The following is a 25,039-nucleotide window of genomic DNA, read 5'->3' on the forward strand; positions in this document are numbered from 1 at the left end:
AAGCAGTAAAGGTGCGGCAGTATGTAAATAGTAATGAGAACGACTATCAATTCGACGTTGTTTTGATATTATTATGCTCAGATTTTGTGATTTGCGTCCTGGAGATACAGAGTGGGTAATAATTTGATGCAGACGGATCTCTCCGTCTGGGGTATGTATCAGCACGCCGATATTGTCGTGAAGTGCGTGATGATTGGTCTGATTCTGGCGTCAGTCGTCACCTGGGCTATCTTCTTCAGTAAAAGCGTTGAATTTTTCACGCAAAAGCGCCGCTTAAAGCGTGAACAACTGCAATTAGCCGATGCACGCTCTTTAGATCAGGCTTCCGACATTGCGGCAGGTTTCAGCGCAAAAAGCCTCAGCGCACAGCTCATCAATGAAGCGCAGAATGAACTGGAACTCTCTCAGGGCAGCGAAGATAACGAAGGGATTAAAGAACGTACCGGCTTCCGTCTGGAACGTCGCGTCGCGGCAGTTGGCCGCTACATGGGACGAGGCAACGGTTATCTGGCGACGATCGGCGCCATTTCCCCCTTCGTCGGGTTGTTTGGCACCGTATGGGGCATTATGAATAGTTTCATCGGTATTGCGCAAACGCAGACCACCAACCTGGCGGTGGTTGCTCCTGGGATTGCGGAAGCGCTGCTGGCGACGGCGATTGGGCTGGTAGCCGCGATCCCGGCGGTCGTCATTTACAACATCTTCGCACGTCAGATAGGCAGTTACAAAGCAACGCTGGGCGACGTGGCGGCGCAGGTATTGCTGCTGCAAAGCCGCGATCTCGATCTGAATGCGAGCGCCAGTGCGCAGCCGGTACGCGCCGCGCAGAAATTACGGGTAGGGTAATGCGTCATGGCAATGCGTCTTAACGAGAACCTGGATGACAACGGCGAAATGCATGAAATCAACGTGACGCCGTTTATCGATGTCATGTTGGTTCTGCTGATTATCTTTATGGTGGCTGCGCCGCTGGCGACGGTGGACGTCAAGGTGAATCTGCCCGCTTCTACCAGTACGCCACAGCCGCGTCCGGAAAAACCGGTTTATCTGTCGGTGAAAGCGGATAACACCATGTTTATCGGTAACGATCCGGTGACGGATGATACGATGATTGCCGAGCTAACGGCCCTGACGGAAGGGAAAAAGGATACTACGATTTTCTTCCGCGCGGATAAAACCGTAGAGTATGAAACCCTGATGAAAGTGATGGATATGCTGCATCAGGCGGGCTATCTCAAAATTGGTCTGGTCGGCGAAGAGACCGCGAAAGCGAAATAAGTATTCTGCTGACGCTGTAGGCCGGGTAAGGCGAAGTCGCCACCCGGCTTTTTTATTGCCTAAAGTGGCGCCTTGCTTAACAGAATTGCGCCACCTTAATCGACTTCATGCGTTAGCCTAAATGCTCCCCGCCGCACACGCCGTGCACTTCTGCGGTAACGTAACTGGATTCCTGGCTTGCCAGATAGACATACACCGGCGCCAGCTCTGCCGGTTGGCCAGCCCGCTTCATTGGCGTCTGCTGACCAAACTGCGGAATTTTATCCTGGGTTTGACCGCCGGAAATTTGCAGCGCTGTCCAGATAGGGCCAGGCGCGACAATATTCACACGAATTCCTTTTTCCGCCACCTGTTTCGCCAGGCCACGGCTGTAATTGAGGATTGCCGCCTTGGTTGCCGCATAATCCAGCAGGTGCGGACTGGGCTGATACGCCTGGATAGACGACGTCGTGATAATACTGGCGCCTTTTGGCAGCAGCGGAATCGCTTCCTGGGTTATCCAGAACAGGGCAAAAACGTTAACGGCGAAGGTTTGCTGAAATTGCTCGCTGGTCAGATCTTTTATCTCCGGGATTGCCGTTTGTTTACCGGCTACCAGCGCCAGAATGTCCAGCCCGCCCAGCGCTTCACGCGCCTTATGGACCAGCGAACGGGCGAAGGATTCGTCGCTAAGATCGCCTGGCAATAACACCGCTTTACGACCGCACTCCTCGATCAGCGCTTTAACCTGCTGGGCGTCCTCTTCTTCCGCTGGCAAATAGTTGATCGCGACATCTGCGCCTTCACGCGCGTAAGCGATAGCGGCAGCGCGCCCAATCCCGGAGTCGCCCCCTGTCACCAGCGCCTTACGATCTTTAAGGCGACCACTGCCGACATAACTTTTTTCGCCACAGTCAGGAACAGGCGTCATTTTCGCCTGGACGCCGGGCGCCGGCTGTTTTTGCTTAGGATATTCGCCGGTGTAATACTGCGTGGTAGGGTCGTATAGATGAGACATTGAGCTTCTCCCTTCAGGTTGAACACCCTTTAAGCGTAGACACTTTTACTACCGTAAGAGGGAGAATCAGAACGATCCTTATGCTTCGCCCGTATTCACAACAGAGTTAACTAGCCATGAAGGTTATTTTTCTTGCCGTGCGACGGTGGTGACGTTGCGCGTCCGGTAGTCTCCATCGGAAAGCTTACGCGTCAGACGTAAGGTTGCCGTCTCGCGAGCCAGCAGATGCTGCCAGTCACTTTCAAGATGAGACATAATTTTGTCTCGTAATTCAGGATGCTGCTCGATAATAGCATTGATGGTCGCGCCATAAATCTCCTCTTTGACCTGTAACGCATACATCTCTCGTCGGTTTTGCCACTTCAGGCGCACTAACGCCGCCGGTATGGATACCACTTCCTGCGTTACCTTTTCCAGGGTGGCATTTTTACTGGCGATTAGCGCTGCAAGATTTTGCTTTAAGATAAATTCATCACTTTTATGGTTGTCTAAAGCCAAATAAACGTTATTGTCTTCAACTTCTTTCATCTTTATCTTCCAGTGAATAAAATAGCGGCATATTGGTTTCGCGAGTGATTAAATTAAGCCAAATGGCATTACCTTTTTCATTTATCATTGCGGTTTTATCCGCCAGTATTTTACTTAGCGTTTGGGCATCAATATCGCCTTCTGCCTGTAGTGCGTTTATCAGGCGGGCAAACGTTTCAATTTTAGCCACACAATACAGACGTTCTTTAATATGACGGTCGCGTTCTTCAAATAATACGTTTCTGTGTTGCCCGGTTGCGTTAGCGCAAATTAAAATATCGGGCTCGTAATCGCTGAGTTTTGTCTTTCCCTGAGGCAAATTTTTACTGTTTTCTGTGGCTTCAGGGGGCGGCGATGACAGGCGAAAATGAGAGGAAACCAGATGCTCAGGAAGCATGACTAAATATCCTTTACGATCAGTGGTATACTATTTTTAATAGTGTAGGTTTCGTTGACAATAACATGGCGTAATTTTAAAATCAAAAAAAATGGAGCCTGCTATGAACAGTATTTTTTATTCTGTTATTATATTGCTATTACTGACCGGCGCGATACTCTTCCTGATGTGGGAGGTTAATAAAAAACGTCCTGGTGGAAAAATCGTAAATTTAAATCAAACTGAACCCATGACAAAGGAAGAGGGCGAAGATCATTTCTCAGTATTAATGAATTCGATAACGCCGGTATGGTACTGGCGCGTTAACCATGAATATATCGATTTCCTTCATGCAACGATAAAACGAATGACAATGACTGAGTTGAATGAAACGCCTGGATTATTTGACGCACAGCGTCGTTGCAGCGACCTTAACTCTGCCGTTTATAAGTATTACGACAATATTAAGAAGCGTTGTCTGAACGGAGAAAAGGTGCCGTATTCGGATTTGGACGTCCTGAATTTACGCCAGTGTTTTCGTGAGTTCAGTCTTGAAGCCTACCCGGCGTTGGTCGCGCTGGTATGGCCGGAATATCAGCGCCCACAGGTTAAACCGGATGAGACTTAGAGCCTATCCCATTAGGGCTATTTTACTTGCCATTTTGGACCTGGGCAGTGCTCGCCAAAACGCGTTAGCGTTTTGAACGCCGCTAGCGGCGGCCCGAAGGGCGAGCGTAGCGAGTCAAACCTCACGTACTACGTGTACGCTCCGGTTTTTGTGCGCTGTCCGCGTCCAAACTGGCTGCGCCAATAACGCCTGGTGGGATAGGCTCTTAACTGGCATGTTGATCTGATGTTGCATGGTTGAGATATACTGTTGCTGGTTTTAGTTACCTGACAGGTCCCTATGGAACGCTTTCTTGAAAATGTAATGTATGCGTCTCGCTGGCTGCTCGCGCCGGTGTATTTTGGCCTCTCTTTGGCGCTGATCGCTTTAGCGCTAAAATTTTTCCAGGAAATTCTACACGTTCTGCCGAACGTTTTTGCCCTGGCGGAGGCCGATCTGATCCTGGTGCTGTTATCTCTGGTTGATATGACGCTGGTCGGCGGATTGCTGGTAATGGTCATGTTCTCCGGGTATGAGAATTTTGTCTCTCAGCTGGATATCTCTGCGGGCAAGGAGAAGCTGAACTGGCTGGGGAAAATGGATGCGACTTCGCTAAAAAATAAGGTGGCGGCATCAATAGTCGCTATCTCTTCCATTCACCTGTTACGCGTGTTTATGGATGCGAAAAACGTCCCGGATAACAAATTAATGTGGTATGTCATCATCCATCTGACCTTTGTCCTGTCGGCGTTCGTGATGGGCTATCTGGACAGATTGACGCGACATAACCATTGAGCCGCCGTCCACGGCGGGGCAGTCGGGCAAAGGATGCTGAGCCCGGCTGTAAAACAGCGCTTCTTTAACGGTGGATAACCGTCTCCCTGCAGCCTTACGCAATATTTTTACTACATCTATTCATTTACTCAGTAATAACACTGAAAGATTTTCTCTGCGTTCACAGATATATAACATCTACGGGTACGTAAACGGCGATAACTGTAAAAAAATGGAGAATGCATTATATATTCTCCGCGCCTTGCCGATAACGAGAGTGCGTCATCGTCTGATGACTAATCTCTTATATTCAGCAAGGAAATTCATATGCGTTTGCTGCAAAACTTTACTATTCGTATGGTCATGCTGACGATACTGGGACTTTTTTGTCTACTCTGGTCGGGGGTGGGTTTATACAGCGTCCATGCTTTATCCGAAGTTTCGGAAGGAAATGATATTGACCGGCATCTTGTGCGGCAAATGACGGTGCTAAGCCAGGGTAACGATCAATATTTCCGCTTTGTTACCCGCCTTAGCCGCGCGATGGATGTAAAAATCGGCGGCGGCACGCCCGATTTTGCGCCCGCCCGGCAGTCGCTCGAGAATATGCGTCAGAAGCTGGAGGAGATGAAAGCGCTATCGCCAGGGCCGATGAACCCTGATATCTCAAGGGAGGTGTTGTCCAACTGGCAGGCCTTGCTGGAGAAAGGCGTCGTTCCTCAAATGCAACTGGCGCAGCAAGGATCGCTGACCGCCTGGAGCGAACATGCCAGTACGGTCACGCCCGCACTCAGTCGCGCGTTCGGCGCCAGCGCGGAACGGTTTAGTCATGAAGCTGGCGCCATGCTGGATAACACCCGCGTGATGGTCGATGGTAAAACCTATACCATCCGCATCCTGCTTATCACGGCGGTGATTCTGGGCATTGCTATCCTGATTTTTACCGATCGCTATCTGGTTGCAATGATGGTGAAACCGCTGGAGCGCATCCGTCAGCAATTTCAGCGCATCGCGCAAGGCGATCTTAGCCAGCCGATTGAAGCGTTGGGGCGTAACTGCGTAGGCCGGTTGGTGCCGCTACTGCGCGCGATGCAGGACAGTTTACGCGAAGCCGTGAGTACGATCCGCGCCGGAAGCGACAATATCTGGCGCGGCGCGACGGAAATTTCTACCGGTAATAACGATCTCTCTTCCCGAACGGAAGAACAGGCCGCCGCGCTGGAAGAAACTGCCGCCAGCATGGAACAGCTTACCGCAACGGTGAAAATGAACGCCGAACACGCCCGCCAGGCGAGTCAGCTTGCGGATGCCGCCTCGCTAACGGCAGGAAAAGGCGGTGAACTGGTTTCCGATGTGGTAGAAACAATGAACGGTATTTCCGCCAGTTCGCAGCAGATCGCCGAAATTACTACCGTGATTAATAGTATTGCTTTCCAGACCAATATTCTGGCCTTGAACGCAGCGGTAGAAGCGGCCAGAGCGGGCGAGCAGGGACGCGGCTTCGCGGTGGTCGCCGGTGAGGTACGTAACCTGGCCAGCCGCAGCGCGGGGGCGGCGAAAGAAATTGAAGCCTTAATTGGCGAATCGGTACGTCGCGTAGCGCAAGGCGCGCAGTTGGTCCAGGAGACCGGCGCGACGATGGACGCCATCCTGCGCGGCGTCACGGAAGTGACGACGATTATGAAACAGATCGCGTCCGCCTCCGAAGAGCAGAGTAAAGGTATCTCTCAGGTTGGCGTGGCGATCACGCAAATGGATAGCGTTACGCAACAAAACGCCGCGCTGGTTGAGCAGGTTTCCGCGGCGGCGGCGGCGCTGGAACGGCAGACGGAGGATTTGCAACGCTCCGTACAGCAGTTCCGGCTTTCCGCTAGTGAGCCGCAACAACGCGTAACGGCGAAAGCGGCGCCTGGCGTTCAGAGAATGGCGTCGACTCCCGCACAGTCTACTGATGAATGGGTTGCCTTCTGATGTGAAGCAAAAAAGCGCGTAATGCGCTGGCCTTCATTTAATTAGTCGCTATATAATTTATTATATAGCGACTAAGGAGGTCAGATGAATAATCATTTTGGGAAAGGGTTAATGGCCGGGTTGCACGCGCCATATGCATATAGCGCGCATCATGCGGTGAATTTCTGTTCTGAGTATAAACGTGGCTTTGTATTGGGTTTTACACACCGTATGTTCGAAAAGACCGGCGATCGTCAACTTAGCGCGTGGGAGGCTGGAATTCTGACGCGTCGCTATGGTCTGGATAAAGAAATGGTGATGGATTTCTTTAAAGAGAATCATTCCGGGATGGCGGTTCGCTTCTTTATGGCCGGTTATCGACTCGAAGGTTGATCCAACAGGGGTATTATCTTGCTTTAATTAATTACACTATCGCCTCTTCCCTTCGTTTTACTGTTCCGTCGAAGTATTATGGCGCACATAACCATAAAAAAAGTGTGGTAAATGGCGTACCGATCGCAATAACTTCTTCGCGAACAGTGCAAAATAAAAGCCAGGTCTTCGTAACGGAATAACTATAAAATGACTGGAGATAATACTCTCATCACTTCTCACGGCATTAACCGTCGTGATTTCATGAAGCTTTGTGCAGCACTGGCCGCTACTATGGGGCTCAGTAGCAAAGCCGCCGCAGAAATGGCAGAATCGGTATCCAATCCACAGCGTCCGCCCGTTATTTGGATTGGCGCTCAGGAGTGTACCGGTTGTACCGAATCACTGCTTCGTGCTACACACCCAACCGTTGAAAACCTCGTTCTGGAGACCATCTCTCTGGAATACCACGAGGTACTTTCCGCCGCATTCGGTCACCAGGTCGAAGAAAACAAACATAACGCTCTGGAGAAGTATAAAGGGCAATATGTTCTGGTGGTGGATGGTTCTATCCCACTAAAAGATAACGGTATCTACTGCATGGTTGCCGGCGAGCCGATCGTGGATCACATCCGCAAAGCCGCTGACGGCGCAGCCGCGATTATCGCTATCGGTTCCTGCTCGGCATGGGGCGGCGTTGCTGCGGCTGGCGTAAACCCAACCGGCGCTGTCAGTCTGCAGGAAGTCTTACCGGGCAAAACGGTTATCAATATTCCAGGTTGTCCGCCAAACCCGCATAACTTCCTGGCGACCGTCGCGCATATCATCACTTACGGCACGCCGCCGAAGCTGGATGCGAAAAATCGTCCAACCTTTGCCTATGGCCGTCTGATTCATGAGCATTGCGAACGTCGTCCACACTTCGACGCAGGCCGTTTTGCCAAAGAATTTGGCGACGAAGGCCACCGTCAGGGCTGGTGTCTCTACCATCTTGGCTGTAAAGGGCCGGAAACCTGGGGCAACTGTTCTACGTTACAGTTCTGTGACGTTGGCGGCGTCTGGCCAGTGGCGATCGGCCATCCTTGCTATGGCTGTAACGAAGAAGGTATCGGCTTCCATAAGGGCATTCACCAGCTTGCTCATGTCGAAAACCAAACTCCGCGTTCAGAGAAACCTGACGTCAATATGAAAGAAGGCGGCAATATCTCTGCGGGCGCTGTCGGTCTGCTTGGCGGCGTAGTCGGTCTGGTTGCCGGCGTCAGCGTGATGGCGGTACGTGAACTGGGGCGTCAGCAAAAGAAAGATAACGCTGACTCACGGGGAGAATAACCGTGAACAGACGTGACTTTATTAAAGCAGCCTCCGGTGGAGCATTGCTGTTGGGCGCCGCGCCGTCTGTCAGCCATGCGGCTGCAGAAAACCGTCCGCCGATTCCAGGTTCGCTGGGTATGTTGTATGACTCTACTCTGTGCGTGGGCTGTCAGGCCTGCGTCACAAAGTGTCAGGATATCAACTTCCCGGCGCGTAACCCGGAAGGGGAGCAGACCTGGTCGAACAACGACAAACTGTCGCCGTATACCAATAACATTATCCAGGTATGGCGTAGCGGCACGGGCGTGAACAAAGATCAGGAAGAGAACGGCTATGCCTACATCAAGAAACAGTGTATGCACTGCGTCGATCCTAACTGCGTTTCCGTTTGTCCGGTGTCGGCGCTGAAAAAAGATCCGAAAACCGGCATCGTCCACTATGACAAAGATGTCTGCACCGGCTGCCGTTACTGTATGGTCGCCTGTCCGTACAACGTACCTAAGTACGACTACAACAACCCGTTTGGCGCGCTTCACAAGTGTGAGCTGTGTAACCAGAAAGGCGTTGAGCGTCTGGATAAAGGCGGTTTGCCTGGGTGCGTGGAAGTTTGTCCGGCAGGGGCCGTGATTTTCGGTACTCGTGAAGAGCTGATGGCGGAAGCGAAAAAACGTCTGGCCCTCAAACCAGGCAGTGAATATCACTATCCGCGCCAGACGTTGAAAACGGACGACACCTATCTGCATACGGTGCCTAAATACTACCCACACCTCTACGGTGAAAAAGAGGGCGGTGGTACTCAGGTGCTGGTGCTGACAGGCGTTCCTTATGAAGATCTGGATCTGCCGAAGCTGGATGACCTTTCAACCGGAGCGCGCTCCGAGCATGTTCAACACACGCTTTATAAAGGCATGATACTACCCCTGGCTGCGCTGGCGGGCTTAACCGTGCTGGTTCGTCGTAACAGCAAAAACGACCATCACGATGGAGGAGACGATCATGAGTCATGATCCAAAACCGCTGGGCGGAAAAATCATCAGTAAACCGGTCATTATTTTTGGACCGTTAATCGTCCTGTGTATGCTCCTTATCGTGAAGCGTCTGGTCTTCGGGTTGGGCTCCGTTTCCGACCTGAACGGCGGTTTCCCGTGGGGCGTCTGGATTGCCTTTGACCTGTTGATCGGCACCGGCTTTGCCTGCGGCGGTTGGGCGTTGGCATGGGCGGTGTATGTCTTTAACCGTGGGCAATACCATCCGTTGGTGCGCCCGGCGTTGCTGGCAAGCTTGTTTGGTTACTCGCTGGGCGGCCTGTCGATCACTATCGACGTCGGTCGTTACTGGAACCTGCCGTACTTCTACATTCCAGGTCACTTCAACGTGAACTCGGTACTGTTTGAGACGGCGGTCTGTATGACCATCTACATCGGCGTGATGGCGCTGGAGTTTGCGCCTGCCTTGTTTGAACGTCTGGGCTGGAAAGTGTCGCTCAAGCGTCTGAATAAGGTGATGTTCTTTATTATCGCGCTGGGCGCGCTGTTGCCGACGATGCACCAGTCCTCAATGGGGTCATTGATGATCTCGGCGGGCTATAAAGTGCATCCGCTATGGCAAAGCTATGAAATGCTGCCGCTGTTCTCGGTTCTGACCGCGTTTATCATGGGCTTCTCCATTGTCATATTTGAGGGTTCGCTGGTTCAGGCAGGCCTGAAAGGAAACGGTCCGGATGAGAAAAATTTGTTTGTTAAGCTGACGAATACCATCAGCGTGCTGCTGGCGATTTTCGTCGTCCTGCGCTTTGGCGAACTGATTTATCGCGACAAGCTGTCCTATGCGTTTGCCGGCGATTTTTACTCCGCTATGTTCTGGATTGAAGTCGTCCTGATGGTCTTCCCGTTAGTGGTGCTGCGTGTGGCGAAACTGCGTAATGACTCTCGTATGCTGTACCTGTCGGCGCTGAGCGCGCTGTTGGGCTGCGCGACGTGGCGTCTGACCTATTCGCTGGTGGCATTCAACCCGGGTGGCGGCTACCACTACTTCCCAACCTGGGAAGAATTGTTGATTTCTATTGGTTTTGTGGCTATTGAGATTTGTGCATACATCGTACTCATTCGTCTACTGCCGATACTTCCTCCTTTAAAACAAAACGATCATAATCGTCATGAGGCGAGCAAAGCATGAGCCAGAGAATTACTATTGATCCGGTAACCCGTATTGAGGGTCATTTACGCATTGACTGCGAAATTGAGAACGGCGTCGTATCCAAAGCATGGGCGTCCGGCACCATGTGGCGCGGTATGGAAGAGATCGTGAAGAACCGCGATCCGCGCGATGCGTGGATGATTGTGCAACGTATTTGCGGCGTTTGTACGACAACTCACGCGATCTCCTCCGTTCGTGCGGCGGAAAGCGCGCTGAATATTGATGTTCCCGTCAACGCGCAGTATATCCGTAATATTATTCTGGCGGCGCATACCACCCATGACCACATTGTCCATTTCTACCAGCTCTCTGCGCTGGACTGGGTGGACATTACCTCTGCGCTGAAAGCCGATCCGGAAAAAGCTTCTGCGATGCTGGATGGCGTGTCGAGCTGGCACCTGAACAGCGCGCAAGAGTTCACGAAAGTTCAGAACAAGATCAAGGATCTTGTCGCCAGCGGTCAGTTAGGTATTTTCGCCAATGGCTACTGGGGGCACCCGGCAATGCAGTTACCGCCGGAGGTCAACCTGATTGCGGTCGCCCACTATCTGCAGGCGCTGGAATGTCAGCGTGACGCTAACCGCGTGGTGGCGTTGCTGGGCGGTAAATCGCCGCATATCCAGAACCTGGCGGTCGGTGGGGTGGCGAACCCGATCAATCTCGACAGCATCGGTACGTTGAACCTTGAACGCCTGATGTACATCAAATCGTTTATCGATAAGCTGAGCGATTTTGTCGAGCAGGTGTATAAAGTGGATACCGCAGTCATCGCGGCCTACTATCCGGAATGGCTGGAGCGCGGCAAAGGCGCGGTGAACTACCTGAGCGCGCCGGAATTCCCGACCGACGGTAAAAACGGCAGTTTCCTGTTCCCGGGCGGTTACATTACCAATGCCGATCTGTCGACATACCGTCCGATCACCTCTCACTCCGACGAATTCCTGATTAAAGGTATTCAGGAGAGCGCGAAGCACGCCTGGTACAAAGATGAAGCGCCGCAGGCGCCGTGGGAAGGCACTACGATCCCGGCTTACGACGGTTGGTCGGATGACGGTAAATACTCATGGGTCAAGTCGCCGACATTCTACGGCAAAACCGTCGAAGTCGGGCCGCTGGCGAACATGCTGTGTAAACTGGCTGCAGGTCGTGAATCCACGCAGACCAAGCTCAATGAAATCATTGCGCTTTATCAGAAGCTGACCGGCAAAACGTTGGAAATGGCGCAACTTCACTCTACGCTGGGTCGTATCATCGGGCGTACCGTTCACTGTTGTGAACTGCAAAACATATTGCAGGATCAATACAACGCGCTGATTGTAAATATCGGCAAAGGCGATTACACCACGTTTGTGAAGCCGAACATTCCGGCGACGGGCGAGTTCAAAGGCGTGGGCTTCCTGGAGGCGCCGCGCGGTATGCTGTCTCACTGGATGGTGATTAAAGACGGTATTATCAGTAACTATCAGGCGGTGGTGCCATCGACCTGGAACTCAGGTCCGCGTAACTTCAACGATGACGTGGGGCCGTACGAACAGTCGCTGGTCGGTACGCCGATCGCCGATCCGGCGAAGCCGCTGGAAGTGGTACGTACCATCCACTCCTTCGACCCTTGCATGGCGTGCGCGGTACACGTGGTGGACGCCGATGGCAATGAAGTGGTCTCGGTGAAGGTTTTGTAATGCGGATATTAGTCTTAGGGGTCGGCAATATTTTGCTGACCGATGAAGCCATCGGGGTGCGTATTGTTGAAGCGTTAGAGCAACGATACACCCTGCCGGATTTCGTTGAGATTCTGGATGGCGGTACGGCGGGAATGGAACTTCTTGGCGATATGGCGAGTCGGGATCATTTGATCATTGCCGACGCCATCGTGTCGAAAAAGAACGCGCCGGGAACCATTATGGTACTGCGCGACGATGAAGTTCCAGCGCTGTTCACCAACAAAATCTCCCCCCATCAGCTTGGACTGGCCGACGTATTGTCGGCCCTCCGCTTTACCGGCGAGTTTCCGAAGAAGTTGACCCTGGTCGGCGTTATTCCACAGTCGCTGGAACCGCACATCGGCTTAACGCCAACCGTCGAGGCGATGATTGAACCTGCGCTTGAGCAGGTTCTTGCTGCGCTGCGTGAATCCGGCGTCGAAGCAATTCCTAAGGAGACGGCGCATGTCTGAAACGTTTTCCGGATTCGACACGGCGCCCGTCGCCCGGGTTCAGGCGGCGTTTGAAGAGATAGCCCATCGTTCGATGCACGATCTTTCCTTTCTGCATCCGACTATGCCTGTGCATGTCTCTGATTTTACGTTGTTTGAAGGACAATGGACGGGCACGGTAATTACGCCGTGGATGTTAAGCGCATTAATCTTCCCTGGCCCGGACCAGATCTGGCCCGGGCGTACCGTCGGTGAAAAACTCGGTCTGCAACTGCCTTATGGCACGATGACCTTTACCGTTGGCGAACTGGAAGGCGTTTCGCAATATCTTGCCTGCTCGTTGATGTCGCCGCTTTCCCGTAGCCTGTCGCCGGAAGAGGGCGTCCGGCTGGCGGATGACTGCGCGCGGATGCTGTTATCTCTGCCGGTAAGCAATCCTGATGCGCCGCAGACAAGCCGGCGTGCGTTGCTGTTTGGCCGTCGGAGCTGTGAGAATGCATGAGCTGTCTCTTTGCCAAAGCGCCGTTGAAATTATTCAGCAGCAGGCAGAACAGCACGGCGTGGCGCGCGTCACCGGCGTATGGCTGGAGATAGGCGCGCTTTCGTGCGTTGAAGAGCGCGCGGTTCGTTTCAGCTTTGACATCGCCTGCCAGGGAACTTTAGCGCAAGGGTGCGAATTGCACATCGACTACAGACCGGCCCAGGCCTGGTGCTGGGATTGCAGTCAGGTGGTGGAAATTCTCAGGCATGACGCGCAATGTCCGCATTGTCATGGCGATCGCCTGCGGGTGGATACCGGCGATTCGTTGAAAGTAAAAAGTATTGAGGTCGAATAACCCGCATTTTATTTCAGGTGGTTAATTATGTGTATTGGCGTCCCCGGTCAGGTGCTGGCCGTCGGAGATGATATTCACCAGCTTGCGCAGGTGGAAGTGTGTGGCATCAAACGTGATGTCAATATTGCTCTGATTTGTGAAGGTAAGCCAGCCGATCTGATAGGGCAATGGGTATTGGTACACGTTGGTTTTGCGATGAGCATCATTGACGAAGACGAAGCGAAAGCCACGTTAGATGCGCTGCGCCGCATGGAGTACGACATCACCAGCGCGTGATCCCTTAATCACCTCTATTATATCGCTCTATAATCGTTGTATAATTATTTATATATCGATTGTGGGGCGAAACCTATGAATAAATTTTTGCGCCAGCTCTCTCTGCTGGCGTTGCTTTTTTGCTGGCCGTTAATGTCACAGGCGGCGCGTACTTTTACCGATCAAATTGGCCGCCAGGTCACGGTTCCGGACACCGTCGACAGAGTGGTGGTGCTCCAGCATCAAACGCTCAATCTCCTTGTACAGATGAATGCCACTGACAAAATCGTTGGGGTCATGGCGAACTGGAAACAGCAATTAGGCGACGGCTATGCGCGTCTGGCGCCGGAACTGGCGCAAAAAGCCTCGCTGGGCGATCTAACGCACGTTGATCCTGAAAAACTGGTGGCGCTGCGCCCGCAGGTGGTGTTTGTCACGAATTACGCTCCGCAGGAGATGATCGACAAGATCAGCCGTCTTGGCATTCCGGTAGTGGCGATTTCGCTGCGCCATGATATTGCTGGCGAGCAGGCTAAAATGAACCCGACCCTGGCCGATGAAGAGCAGGCTTATAATCGCGGGCTGCGTGAAGGAATAACGCTGATTGGCGATATCGCCAATAAACCGCAAGAGGCGAAAGCGCTGATTGAGGCGATGGATAAAGGTCGCAAGATGGTCAGCGACCGTTTGCAGTCGGTTCCTGAAAATGAGCGAGTTCGCGCCTATATGGCGAATCCGGAGTTGACCACCTACGGTTCCGGTAAATATACCGGTCTGATGATGGCCCATGCGGGGGCGCTGAATGTAGCGGCATCCTCGGTGAAAGGCTTTAAGCAGGTGACAATGGAGCAGGTGATTGCCTGGGATCCACAGGTGATCTTTGTCCAGAATCGCTATCCAAAGGTCGTCAATGAGATCCTGCACAATCCCCAGTGGCAGGTCATTGACGCGGTGAAGCATCATCGGGTTTACCTGATGCCGGATTATGCCAAAGCCTGGGGATATCCGATGCCGGAGGCGGTGGGAATCGGCGAACTGTGGATGGCGAAAAAACTCTATCCGCAAAAATTCCACGATATTGACATGCAAAAGGCCGCTAACGACTGGTATCAACGTTTTTACCGTACTGACTATCAGGGCGTACAGTGATGCGAATACTGGCTGCGGGGAGCTTGCGTGTCGTCTGGCCGCAGCTAATGGCGGCGTTTCAGGCGGATGCGGTATGTGATTTCGGTCCGGCGGGGCTGTTACGTGAACGCATCGAAGCGGGCGAAGCGTGCGACTTTTTTGCTTCGGCGAACCTGGCGCATCCGCAGGCGCTGCTGGAAAGCGGGCGGGCGCTGCGGGTCGCGCCTTTTACGACGAACCGTTTGTGTCTGAGCGTGCGGGCACAGGCGATGCGTGAAGGCGAGGACTGGCTGTCGCTATTAACCCGGCGGGATCTGCGGATCGGCACCTCAACAGCAGGTTGCGATCCTTCCGGCGATTATACGCAGCAGCTTTTTTCGCGGATGGGCAAGGAGGGCGAAGCGGTCCGAAAACGCGCGGTAGCGCTGGTTGGCGGCAGGCAGACTTTGCCGTTACCGGCGGGCCGGCTGGCAGCGGAATGGCTCATCAATCATGATTACACCGATATCTTTATCGGCTATGCCAGCTATGCTCCCTGGCTACGGCAGGTTAATTCGCTGCGAGTGGTTGATATCCCGGAACCTTATAATCCCGTGGCTGAATATGGCTTTGCCTGCCTGAGCGAGCAGGGAAAAACGCTTGCCGACTTTTTACTGTCAGCACGGGCGAGGTTGATTCTCATGCAACATGGGTTTAGTGAAGCGCCGAATATGACACACTCGCAGAACTGATAAGCGAAGCGTCAGCAGGGAATACCATGCCGGATGACGACATTACTACCTCATCCGGCATCATGGTTTAACTTTGACGTTTATCTTCGGTATTGTTTTCGAAGTCGCTGGCGTCATGGCGTTCGTGAAGCTGTTCGTTCAATGGGCCGTTGGTCCGGTTGACAATGCGCCCCCGCTTTACCGCCGGACGTTCGGCTACCTGTTTCGCCCAGCGTTGTACGTTTTGATAACTTCCGGCATCCAGAAACTCCGCTGCATCATAGACATTCCCCAGCACCACGTTGCCGAACCACGGCCAGATGGCCATATCGGCAATAGTGTACTCTTCTCCCGCGACATACGGGTGGTGAGCTAACTGCTTATCCAGCACGTCCAGCAGACGCTTGGCTTCCATGGTGAAGCGATTAATGGCGTACTCAATTTTTACCGGCGCATAATGATAGAAGTGACCGAAACCGCCGCCGAGGAACGGCGCCGCGCCCTGTAGCCAGAACAACCAGTTAAGGGTTTCTGTGCGCTTAGCCAGATCCTGCGGCAGGAAATGGCCAAACTTATCCGCCAGATAAACAAGAATTGCGCCCGACTCAAAAACCCGAATCGGCGGGTTGTGTGAGTTATCGCGCAGCGCCGGAATTTTTGAGTTCGGATTGATGTCAACAAAGCCGCTGGAGAACTGATCGCCCTCGCCGATGCGAATCAACCAGGCGTCATATTCGGCGCCGGTCACGCCCAGCGCCAGGAGCTCTTCCAGCATAATGGTCACTTTCTGGCCGTTAGGCGTCCCCAGCGAATAAAGCTGTAACGGATGTTTGCCGACGGGCAGCGTTTTGTCGTGCGTCGGGCCGGAAACCGGGCGATTAATGTTAGCGAACGCGCCGCCGCCGGATTTATCCCACGTCCAGACTTTTGCGGGTTGATAAGTATTATCTGCCATATTGACCTGCCTTCACAGTGGTGGTGTTGAAGCAGTGTAGCAGCTTGCTAACCGGACATTTAACCTATTGGGACATTCCGGCGAGTGAAATTTTAACCTTCTGGCCTCAGTGTGCCTTATTGAGGTGTATGATTATGTCGACCTCTGTCCGGTTAGTGTCACAGAGCAGACAATCAGAGCGAAATCACGCCAGGCTGCTCAGGCGGTCTTGTTTTGAGGTAAGTGCATGAGCAAAGGAACCACCAGTCAGGATGCCCCCTTCGGGACATTATTGGGTTACGCCCCCGGCGGCGTAGCGATCTACTCTTCAGATTACAATTCCCTCGATCCGTGGGACGACGACGACGCAGCTTTTCGTAGCTACATCGACGATGAATACATGGGGCATAAATGGCAGTGCGTGGAATTTGCCCGCCGTTTTCTCTTTCTGAATTATGGCGTTGTTTTTACTGACGTCGGCATGGCCTGGGAAATCTTCTCGCTGCGTTTTCTGCGCGAGGTCGTGAATGACAATATTTTGCCTTTGCAGGCCTTCCCGAACGGTTCGCCGCGCGCGCCGGAGGCCGGGGCGCTGCTCATCTGGCAAAAGGGCGGCGAGTTTAACGAAACCGGGCACGTTGCGATTATCACCCAGCTCCTGGATAACAAAATTCGTATTGCTGAGCAAAACGTTATCCACACGCCATTGCCGCCAGGGCAGCAGTGGACTCGCGAACTGGAAATGGTTGTAGAAAACGGGTGTTACACCCTGCGCGACACCTTTGATGACACGACGATTTTAGGCTGGATGATCCAGACCGACGACACGCAATACAGTTTGTCACAGCCTGACATCGCGAATCAGTCGCTGGCGATTCGCAGCGCAAGACTGCCAGAGAAAGGTCAGTTTGACGGTCAGTGGCTGGATGAGCGCGATCCGTTACAAAAAGCCTATGTACAGGCGAACGGACACGTTATCAATCAGGACCCGTACCAGTATTTTACCATCACCGAGAGCGCTGAACAGGAGCTTATCAAAGCGACCAATGAGTTGCATTTGATGTACCTGCACGCCACGGACAAAGTTTTAAAAGACGATAATCTGCTGGCGCTATTCGATATCCCCAAAATTCTTTGGCCGCGCCTGCGCCTCTCCTGGCAGCGCCGTCGTCACCATATGATCACCGGTCGTATGGATTTCTGCATGGATGAACGCGGGCTGAAAGTCTATGAATACAATGCCGATTCCGCATCATGCCATACCGAAGCGGGATTAATTCTCGAAAAATGGGCTGAGCAGGGCTATACCGGTAAAGGGCATAACCCGGCGGAAGGCTTAATTAACGAGCTGGCAGGCGCCTGGAAACACAGTAAAGCGCGTCCTTTCGTTCATATCATGCAGGATGATGATATTGAGGAGGACTATCACGCGCAGTTTATGCAGCAGGCGCTGCATCAGGCTGGTTTCGCGAGCAAAATTCTCCGCGGGCTGGGCGAGTTGCGCTGGGATGACGCCGGGCAGTTGATCGATGGCGACGGACGGCTGGTGAATTGTGTCTGGAAAACCTGGGCGTGGGAAACGGCGATGGAGCAGATACGCGAAGTCAGCGAGACGGAGTACGCCGCAGTGCCTATTCGTACCGGGCACCCGGAAAATGAAGTCCGGCTGATTGATGTATTACTGCGCCCGGAAGTGTTGGTGTTTGAACCGCTGTGGACGGTGATCCCGGGCAACAAAGCGATCCTGCCCATCCTGTGGTCGCTGTTCCCGCATCATCGCTATTTGCTCGACACGGATTTTACCGTTAACGATGAGCTGGTGCAGACCGGCTATGCGGTAAAACCGATCGCCGGACGTTGCGGTAGTAATATCGATTTGGTGAGCCATCAGGAAGAGCTCCTGGATAAAACCAGCGGCAAGTTCGCCACGCAGAAAAATATCTATCAGCAGTTGTGGTGCCTGCCAAAGGTCGCCGGGAAGTATATTCAGGTCTGTACGTTTACCGTGGGCGGTAACTACGGCGGTACGTGCCTGCGCGGCGATGATTCATTAGTCATTAAAAAAGAGAGCGATATTGAACCGTTAATCGTCATCAAAGCGTAACGGGGTCATTCTCGTCGGGATATCGGCGTGGGTGCCGATATCCCGCCTGTTGTGTTTACCAGCGAACGGCTATCAGCCTGCCATTTACTGGTAACATATGAGAAATAATATCACAAATTATTCTTAACTTTTCTGACGCAGGCGGTGACGCTCGCCGCGTTGGCGCATCCGTTTCCTGATTTTCGACTAATCGATACTTTTTGCGGCTGGTTACGCTGCCCCCATTCCTTTGGATTTAGGTCATGCCTGTTTGGCTGGTAAACGGACAGCATAATATATTGATGAGTCCAAATGATATTATTGGTCATATAAAAAGTTTACGTTAGGTTATTTTTCTATTGCAAAAGTTTGCGTTTAAACCCTGTCTGCAATCTTCGTGGCGAGATATAGCTACACCTAAGTAAATGCAGTTAATTATTATTCAACTATTATTGTCAGCCTTGTAAATAATATTTCCGTATAAAGTGAAGCGACTTCCATTATGACTATTAATAGTATTGTTGAATAGTTTACTCTGTAATTATTTAAGTTTAGTGGACGTTTTGTCTTATTCTGGTGAACGTATGGTTATGGCAGATGACAGCCGATTTTTCATTATGTTAGCATGAGTTGATAATACTTTATCCAGGCATAGATCAGGATGTCCACATATAATAAGGAGAATGGTATATGTTTAAAAAAGTATTAGGCTTGCGCCACTGGAATAATAATGTTGTAAAAATACCGCCGCCAGCAGCAGAATCTGGCGCTAATGCGTCTGACGTGGTGGTGGATACTCCTGAGCCTTATGAGCGGATACTGTGTCAAAAAATTCTGATGGGGATCTCGACGATCGATATCATTCGTAATGCCATCATTAAGTCCTGTGAGCAGCTCAACATTGAAAAAGAACGCATTAATGAACTTAACGAACAGAATGATAAAGCCAGAAGTTCATTAAAATCGCTCGTGGAATTTATCACCGAAATTGGCACGACTTCATCGGATATTGGCTGTCGTATGGGCGACTTAAATACCTCCTTAACGCAAATTAATGCGTGTATTAAAGAGATACAGAAGATCGCTAACCAGACCAATTTGATAGCGATTAACTCCGCGATCGAGGCCGCGCGCGTAGGGGATGCCGGGCGTGGTTTTAGCGTTATTTCGAAAGAAGTGAAAAACCTGTCCGAAGATGTTAAACACAGTTCGAAAAGCGTCAGTACGTTAACCTCTGTAATCAAAGATAATACGGCCAGAGTGAGTGAGGTGCTGGATAACCAACAGCCGGTTATTGATAATATTACGACTAACATAAATCAAATTGTGGAGTCTATTGGCATCGTTATCGATAAATCGCTGAGCATGAAATCGGTCATGCAGTACATCTCTACGGTGCAGTTTTTGAATATTGTTAAAGTTGACCATGTTATCTGGAAAATGGAAGTCTACAAATTACTCTTAAATAAAGACATAAACAGCAAAATAACGATGCACGATCAGTGTCGGCTGGGGAAATGGTACTACGGTTTTGAAGGGCAGCAGTTTAGCAATTACTACAGTTTCCGTAGTCTGGAAGCGCCGCATAAAGAGGTGCATAGCGCTGGTCACTCTGCGCTGAACTATTTTGCCGCAGGCGATATGAATGCGATGTCGCAAGAACTCGACAGAATGGAGCGTTCCAGTAATGAGGTGGTTAACCAGCTGGAAATGCTGGCTGTCGATTTATTAAAAGAAACCACACTGTGAAGTCATGAGTTATTACCGTATAACCAACAGGAGCCATCATCAACAGGACTGATGTATCACACTTTCTGCACTGGAGTTATTCCGGACAGAGAAAAAAAGCATGACGCAGAAGATGGCTGTGTTTGTTTACCCGAATCACTTACTTTAGTAAGTGATTCGGGATTAATCAGCAACCTCTTTGCTTTTTATCGGCGGCCAGACTTTGGCTGGAAAAGTGCGTTACTGCTAAATTTCTCACTCTCTTACCGCCTTCCTGCTCCTAGAAATACCTGAAACCTGTGCTCACAGATTAATAGCGATTATTTAATCGTGAAATAACGCTGGGCATTATTGAAGCAGATATCCTGAACCATACGGCTTAGCATCGCTTCATCATCAGGAATCTCTCCGTCCTGCGCCCACTGTCCCAGCAGGTTACAGAGAATACGACGGAAATATTCATGTCGCGTATAAGAAAGGAAACTGCGGGAGTCGGTCAGCATCCCGACAAACTGACTTAACAGTCCCATTTGCGACAGTTGCTCCAGTTGGCGCAGCATCCCGTCTTTCTGATCGTTAAACCACCAGCCGGAACCAAACTGCACTTTTCCGGCAATTCCCGGCCCCTGGAAGTTACCGATCATGGTCGCCAGGACTTCGTTATCACGTGGGTTCAGGCAATAGAGGATAGTCTTGGGCAGTTCATTGGTCACATCCATACTGTCGAGCAAACGGGAGAGCGCCCAGCTAATGTTATTATCGCCAATGGAGTCAAAGCCGGTATCCGGCCCCAGCAGGCGGAACATACGGGTATTATTGTTACGGATCGCGCCAATATGTAGCTGCATCACCCAGCCGCGCGCGGCGTACTGACGGCCCAGCCAGACCAGCACCGCCGTGGTAAACTGGGCGATCTCAAGTTCGCTCAACGTTTCGCCAGCCAGACGTTTGCCCAGAATGGCGTCAAGCTGCGCGTCGTCGGGCACCGGCGCAAATCGCAGCGTTTCAATGCCATGATCGGACGCGCGGCAGCCGCAGGCGGCGAAATGGTCGAGACGGCGAGTGAGCGCCTGACGTAAATCGTCGAAACGGGTAATGCTGACATCTGCCGCCGCTTCCAGTTTCCCCAGATAATCGACAAAGCCGTCCAGTTCGATTTTGAAAACTTTGTCGGGGCGCCAGCTTGGCGCGACTTCAATATCAATGCTGTCGTCGGCGGCTATCTGGCGGTGATATTCCAGAGAATCTATCGGGTCGTCGGTGGTTCCGACCATCCGCACATTCATCTGCTGCATAATACCACGCGCGGAAAAGGCCGGTGTCGCCAGTTTCTCATTACACTGCGTCCAGATACTTTCCGCGGTATCCGGTCCGAACAGCGTACCTGTAATGCCAAATGGACGGCGTAGTTCAAGGTGCGTCCAGTGATACAGCGGATTACCCAGAGTTTTTGGTACGGTATTGGCCCAGGCCATATATTTTTCATAATCGCTGGTCTCTTTGCCGGTGATCAGCGACTCATCCACGCCTGCGCTTCGTAGCGCTCGCCATTTATAGTGGTCGCCTTCCAGCCAGATCTGACCGAGGTTATCGAAACGGCGATCGTCGGCGATTTCCTGCGGACTTAAATGGCAGTGGAAGTCATAAATCGGCATGGGCGCGGCGTATTTATGGTACAGCGTGCGGGCAATGTCGTTTTTAAGTAGAAAATCTTCAGTCATAAACGTAGCCATGATTTATCTCCTTACTTAGCCAGCGCTTCTACCGTGGCTTTCGCGCCATTCTGCAATAGCTGTTGGTAAGCGTCGGTAACGGCTTGCACAAATTCGTGGTTCTTCGGCAGGTCGTTGCCAAAGATAGACTCGATGGCCAGTAGCCCGCGAACGCGTTCTTCCGGCGTCTGATATTGCTGATGAATCGCCTGATACTGCGCGAGCAGCGGATCGACGACATCAATGGTTTTACCTTGCTCATCGACACCGCCGACGTAACGCATCCATCCGGCGACGCCCAGCGTCAGGCGGCGATAGTCATCGCCCTGTTGCAAGTGCAGACGTACCGGGTCCAACAAACGCTGCGGCAGTTTCTGACTGCCATCCATCGCGATCTGCCAGGTGCGGTGTTTCAACGAGGGGTTAGTGAAACGCGCGATCAACAAATTCGCATACCCTTCCAGATCGGTGCCTTCCGGCATTGACAACGTCGGCGCTTGTTCATCAAGCATCAGCGCCAGCGCCGCGCGACGGTAAGCCGGGTTGGTCATGGTATCGGCGATAGTGTCATACCCGCCGAGATAACCCAGATAGGCGAGGAAAGAGTGGCTGCCGTTAAGCATACGCAGCTTCATCATTTCAAACGGTACGACGTCTGCAACGAATTGCGCGCCGACGGTGTCCCAGTCCGGGCGACCATTCACAAAGTTATCTTCGATGACCCACTGGCGGAAGGGTTCGCAGGCGATAGCGCAGGGATCATAAACCCCTAACTGGTCGGCAACCAGCTGTAGCGTCTCTTCGGTCGCTGCCGGAACAATGCGGTCAACCATGGTGCAGGGGAAGGTTACATTGTCGGCAATCCATGCGGCGAGGGCGGCATCGCGAGCTTTTGCCAGGCCGAGGACGGCAGCCTTCGCGACGTGACCATTCTCGCGCACGTTATCGCACGACAGCACGGTAAAAGCTTTCAGTCCTTGCTCCCGGCGCATGTTTAGCGCTTCGACAATATAGCCAATGGCGGATTTAGGCTGCTGTGGATGGGCAAGATCGTTTTGGATCAGCGGGTTATTGACATCAAGCTCGCCGCTGGCGGGGTCGGTGCAGTAGCCTTTTTCGGTCACGGTTAAGGAGACGATGGCGGTTTCCGGGCGCGCCATTGCCGCCAGAATCCCTGCATGACCGTCGAATTCAGGGTGTAGCGCTTCTTTCATTGAACCGATAATTTTCAGTTCGGTGCTTTCTGCGCCGCGTTCTGCAACGGTGTACAGCAGATTTTGCGCTTTCAGGTTCGCGATCAGCCGCGCGTCGTTACCCGGCATCAGGTTCACTTCACAAATGCCCCAGTCGCTGTCGCTCTTTTCCAGTAGATGATGGGTAAAGAGCGCCTGGTGCGCGCGGTGAAACGCCCCGCAGCCCAGATGCACAATACGGGATACCAGACGTGATTTGTCCCAGTTTGGGCGGGCGACGGAAACCTGGGCGGTGGCGATATTCTGTTCCATTGCAAACTCCTGTCATTCGACGTCTTCGCCCGCGATCTCCGGGGCGAGGCATGTTGCTATTGCATTGAGTAGGGGAAATCGCATGACGCGTCGCGCCATGCGAAAGAAGGTTATTTGCTAAAGAAAGCGCGCTGGATAGCCAGTTCGACGCCGCGGACTTCCGCAAGCCCTTTCAGACGGCCAATGGCGGAATAACCCGGATTCGTTTTCTTCTTCAGATCGTCCAGCATCTGATGACCGTGGTCCGGGCGCATTGGGATCAGATCGTCGCTACCTTCGGCTTTACGACGGTGCTCTTCTTCCACAATCGCTTTAACGACTTCATACATATCCACATCGCCGTGCAAATGGGCGGCCTCGTGGAAGGTCTTCGGATTCTCTTCGCGCAGCGTAGAGCGCAGATGCGTAAAGTAGATGCGCGGACCAAACTGTTTGATCATATCAACCAGATCGTTGTCGGCGCGCACGCCGTAAGATCCGGTACACATGGTGAAGCCGTTCGCCATGCTATTAACGGTTTCCACCATCCATTGCATGTCTTCAATGGTAGAGACAATGCGCGGCAGGCCGAGAATAGGGCGCGGCGGATCGTCAGGGTGAACGGCCATACGCACGCCAACCTCGTCGGCAACCGGAATAATGGCTTTCAGGAAATAGGCAAAATGTTCACGCAGTTTTGCTTTATCGATATCTTTATACGTCGCCAGGTGTTGACGGAACTGATCCAGCGTATAGCCTTCTTCCGCGCCAGGTAAACCGGCAATAATGTTGCGGGTCAGACGTGCTTTGTCTTCCTCGCTCATGGTGGCGAAACGCCTATCTGCCTGAGCAATCTCTTCTGCCGTATAGTCGGCTTCTGCTCCCGGACGCTTCAGGATGTGCAGTTCGAACGCGGCGAATTCAATCTGGTCAAAACGCAGCGCTTTGGAACCATCCGGCAATACGTATTCCAGATCCGTACGTGTCCAGTCCAGCACCGGCATAAAGTTATAGCAAACCGTATAGATACCGCATTGCGCCAGGTTACGCAGCGTTTGCTGGTAGTTTTTGATCCATAAATCGTACTGACCGGTGTGGGTTTTGATATCTTCGTGGATAGGTACGCTCTCTACCACAGACCACTCCAGACCCGCCTCTTCAACGATAGCTTTACGTTTCTGGATCTCGTCTACCGACCAAATTTCTCCATTCGGGATATGGTGTAACGCCGTTACCACGCCGGTTGCGCCAGCCTGGCGTACATCTGACAGCGTTACCGGGTCGTTAGGTCCGTACCAGCGCCAGGTTTGTTTCATATCTCGTTTCCTCTTCTTGCGATAACGTCTTCGTGGTTGACCCATTGCCAGCCAACATCGAAACGTGCTTTGTAAACCCGTTCTGCCCCCTAAATTCAACCAAAATTTTTCTCATGTCAACCTTATTGTCTAAATTGGCTAACCAAATCACAAATATCATCATTCACGGTCTGCCAATTTTATTTATTTGATCTGTGTCAATTTTTGCTGGGTGAAAAGCATTCACCATTCAACTTGAAATGAGTTGATGTATTTATTTCAAGAATATTAAGTGCGGGAGTTGCCGCCAGATTTTGACCGGTCCGGATGAGA

25 protein-coding genes are annotated in these 25,039 nt (G+C 52.1%); 18 read left to right on the forward strand and 7 right to left on the reverse strand.

Annotated elements, in window-relative coordinates; translation table 11 throughout:
- Positions 1 to 111 precede the first annotated feature (111 nt).
- Entirely contained in the window at positions 112 to 846 is a 735-nt protein-coding gene (gene exbB / locus ACLJTG_RS06960; RefSeq protein WP_000527859.1) for a tol-pal system-associated acyl-CoA thioesterase, read from the forward strand.
- Positions 847 to 852: 6 nt separating this feature from the next.
- Positions 853 to 1,278: a TonB system transport protein ExbD gene (exbD, locus tag ACLJTG_RS06965; protein ID WP_001251476.1), complete on the forward strand. Its 426-nt coding sequence runs from the start codon at positions 853 to 855 to the stop codon at positions 1,276 to 1,278.
- Between the two features lie 112 nt (positions 1,279 to 1,390).
- On the opposite strand, the gene ACLJTG_RS06970 is transcribed toward exbD, so the two are convergent.
- The 3 genes from ACLJTG_RS06970 to ACLJTG_RS06980 form a co-directional block, all read right to left on the reverse strand.
- A complete protein-coding gene (locus ACLJTG_RS06970) occupies positions 1,391 to 2,275 on the reverse strand; it encodes an SDR family oxidoreductase (RefSeq protein WP_000019032.1) in 885 nt (294 codons plus the stop codon).
- Positions 2,276 to 2,398: 123 nt separating this feature from the next.
- Positions 2,399 to 2,803 carry a hypothetical protein gene (locus ACLJTG_RS06975; protein WP_000665654.1) on the reverse strand — a complete coding sequence of 135 codons (405 nt, stop codon included), beginning with the start codon at positions 2,801 to 2,803 and terminating at the stop codon, positions 2,399 to 2,401.
- Positions 2,790 to 3,200: a hypothetical protein gene (locus ACLJTG_RS06980; protein WP_000936449.1), complete on the reverse strand. Its 411-nt coding sequence runs from the start codon at positions 3,198 to 3,200 to the stop codon at positions 2,790 to 2,792. The genes ACLJTG_RS06975 and ACLJTG_RS06980 overlap by 14 nt, the downstream gene beginning before the upstream one ends.
- A gap of 103 nt (positions 3,201 to 3,303) precedes the next feature.
- On the opposite strand from ACLJTG_RS06980, the gene ACLJTG_RS06985 reads away from it, so the two are divergent.
- The 14 genes from ACLJTG_RS06985 (at position 3,304) to ACLJTG_RS07050 (ending at position 15,491) form a co-directional block, all read left to right on the forward strand.
- Entirely contained in the window at positions 3,304 to 3,807 is a 504-nt protein-coding gene (locus ACLJTG_RS06985) for an ESA_00282 family adhesion-associated protein (RefSeq protein WP_021000783.1), read from the forward strand.
- 279 nt (positions 3,808 to 4,086) lie between these two features.
- Positions 4,087 to 4,581: a TIGR00645 family protein gene (locus tag ACLJTG_RS06990; protein WP_000439335.1), complete on the forward strand. Its 495-nt coding sequence runs from the start codon at positions 4,087 to 4,089 to the stop codon at positions 4,579 to 4,581.
- A 306-nt stretch (positions 4,582 to 4,887) separates the two neighbouring features.
- Positions 4,888 to 6,531 carry a methyl-accepting chemotaxis protein gene (locus ACLJTG_RS06995; protein WP_021000782.1) on the forward strand — a complete coding sequence of 548 codons (1,644 nt, stop codon included), beginning with the start codon at positions 4,888 to 4,890 and terminating at the stop codon, positions 6,529 to 6,531.
- A gap of 84 nt (positions 6,532 to 6,615) precedes the next feature.
- A complete protein-coding gene (locus ACLJTG_RS07000) occupies positions 6,616 to 6,903 on the forward strand; it encodes a DUF2623 family protein (RefSeq protein ID WP_001059119.1) in 288 nt (95 codons plus the stop codon).
- Between the two features lie 189 nt (positions 6,904 to 7,092).
- Positions 7,093 to 8,211: a hydrogenase 2 small subunit gene (gene hybO, locus ACLJTG_RS07005; protein ID WP_000145429.1), complete on the forward strand. Its 1,119-nt coding sequence runs from the start codon at positions 7,093 to 7,095 to the stop codon at positions 8,209 to 8,211.
- 2 nt (positions 8,212 to 8,213) lie between these two features.
- Complete coding sequence (hybA, locus tag ACLJTG_RS07010; RefSeq protein WP_001081721.1) at positions 8,214 to 9,200, forward strand: hydrogenase 2 operon protein HybA; 987 nt, start codon at positions 8,214 to 8,216, stop codon at positions 9,198 to 9,200.
- Positions 9,190 to 10,368, forward strand: a complete 1,179-nt coding sequence (gene hybB / locus ACLJTG_RS07015) for a Ni/Fe-hydrogenase cytochrome b subunit (RefSeq protein ID WP_000017678.1) — start codon at positions 9,190 to 9,192, stop codon at positions 10,366 to 10,368. Before hybA ends, hybB begins: the two co-directional genes overlap by 11 nt.
- Positions 10,365 to 12,068 carry a hydrogenase 2 large subunit gene (gene hybC / locus ACLJTG_RS07020; protein WP_000083044.1) on the forward strand — a complete coding sequence of 568 codons (1,704 nt, stop codon included), beginning with the start codon at positions 10,365 to 10,367 and terminating at the stop codon, positions 12,066 to 12,068. Before hybB ends, hybC begins: the two co-directional genes overlap by 4 nt.
- Positions 12,068 to 12,562, forward strand: a complete 495-nt coding sequence (locus tag ACLJTG_RS07025; protein WP_001221962.1) for a HyaD/HybD family hydrogenase maturation endopeptidase — start codon at positions 12,068 to 12,070, stop codon at positions 12,560 to 12,562. The genes hybC and ACLJTG_RS07025 overlap by 1 nt, the downstream gene beginning before the upstream one ends.
- Entirely contained in the window at positions 12,555 to 13,043 is a 489-nt protein-coding gene (gene hybE, locus ACLJTG_RS07030) for a hydrogenase-2 assembly chaperone (protein ID WP_000004951.1), read from the forward strand. The genes ACLJTG_RS07025 and hybE overlap by 8 nt, the downstream gene beginning before the upstream one ends.
- Entirely contained in the window at positions 13,036 to 13,377 is a 342-nt protein-coding gene (hypA, locus tag ACLJTG_RS07035) for a hydrogenase maturation nickel metallochaperone HypA (RefSeq protein WP_000544945.1), read from the forward strand. Before hybE ends, hypA begins: the two co-directional genes overlap by 8 nt.
- Before the next feature lie 27 nt (positions 13,378 to 13,404).
- Positions 13,405 to 13,653 (forward strand): hydrogenase maturation factor HybG, encoded by a 249-nt coding sequence (gene hybG, locus ACLJTG_RS07040; RefSeq protein ID WP_000334887.1) that lies wholly within the window; start codon positions 13,405 to 13,407, stop codon positions 13,651 to 13,653.
- 75 nt (positions 13,654 to 13,728) lie between these two features.
- A complete protein-coding gene (locus tag ACLJTG_RS07045; protein WP_410958911.1) occupies positions 13,729 to 14,781 on the forward strand; it encodes an ABC transporter substrate-binding protein in 1,053 nt (350 codons plus the stop codon).
- Positions 14,781 to 15,491, forward strand: a complete 711-nt coding sequence (locus ACLJTG_RS07050) for a molybdate ABC transporter substrate-binding protein (RefSeq protein ID WP_001220944.1) — start codon at positions 14,781 to 14,783, stop codon at positions 15,489 to 15,491. Before ACLJTG_RS07045 ends, ACLJTG_RS07050 begins: the two co-directional genes overlap by 1 nt.
- A 67-nt stretch (positions 15,492 to 15,558) precedes the next feature.
- On the opposite strand, the gene yghU is transcribed toward ACLJTG_RS07050, so the two are convergent.
- The gene (gene yghU, locus ACLJTG_RS07055) at positions 15,559 to 16,425 is read right to left on the reverse strand and encodes a glutathione-dependent disulfide-bond oxidoreductase (protein WP_000774853.1); all 867 of its coding nucleotides are present in this window, start codon (positions 16,423 to 16,425) and stop codon (positions 15,559 to 15,561) included.
- A 226-nt stretch (positions 16,426 to 16,651) separates the two neighbouring features.
- On the opposite strand from yghU, the gene gss reads away from it, so the two are divergent.
- Both gss and ACLJTG_RS07065 read left to right on the forward strand, forming a co-directional pair.
- The gene (gene gss / locus ACLJTG_RS07060; protein WP_039518511.1) at positions 16,652 to 18,508 is read left to right on the forward strand and encodes a bifunctional glutathionylspermidine amidase/synthase; all 1,857 of its coding nucleotides are present in this window, start codon (positions 16,652 to 16,654) and stop codon (positions 18,506 to 18,508) included.
- A 669-nt stretch (positions 18,509 to 19,177) separates the two neighbouring features.
- Positions 19,178 to 20,236 (forward strand): methyl-accepting chemotaxis protein, encoded by a 1,059-nt coding sequence (locus tag ACLJTG_RS07065; protein WP_000475245.1) that lies wholly within the window; start codon positions 19,178 to 19,180, stop codon positions 20,234 to 20,236.
- Between the two features lie 299 nt (positions 20,237 to 20,535).
- Here ACLJTG_RS07065 and uxaC read toward each other — a convergent pair whose 3' ends face one another.
- From uxaC to uxuA, 3 genes are all read right to left on the reverse strand, one after another.
- A complete protein-coding gene (gene uxaC, locus ACLJTG_RS07070) occupies positions 20,536 to 21,948 on the reverse strand; it encodes a glucuronate isomerase (RefSeq protein ID WP_000190180.1) in 1,413 nt (470 codons plus the stop codon).
- Positions 21,949 to 21,959: 11 nt separating this feature from the next.
- Positions 21,960 to 23,432 carry a fructuronate reductase gene (locus ACLJTG_RS07075; RefSeq protein WP_000437132.1) on the reverse strand — a complete coding sequence of 491 codons (1,473 nt, stop codon included), beginning with the start codon at positions 23,430 to 23,432 and terminating at the stop codon, positions 21,960 to 21,962.
- Between the two features lie 110 nt (positions 23,433 to 23,542).
- Positions 23,543 to 24,727, reverse strand: coding sequence for a mannonate dehydratase (uxuA, locus tag ACLJTG_RS07080; RefSeq protein ID WP_001620028.1), 1,185 nt, complete (start codon positions 24,725 to 24,727; stop codon positions 23,543 to 23,545).
- Between the last annotated feature and the right edge of the window lie 312 nt (positions 24,728 to 25,039).

The organism is Salmonella sp. SAL00672, assembly GCF_046552175.1.
Taxonomy (GTDB): Bacteria; Pseudomonadota; Gammaproteobacteria; order Enterobacterales; family Enterobacteriaceae; genus Salmonella; species Salmonella enterica.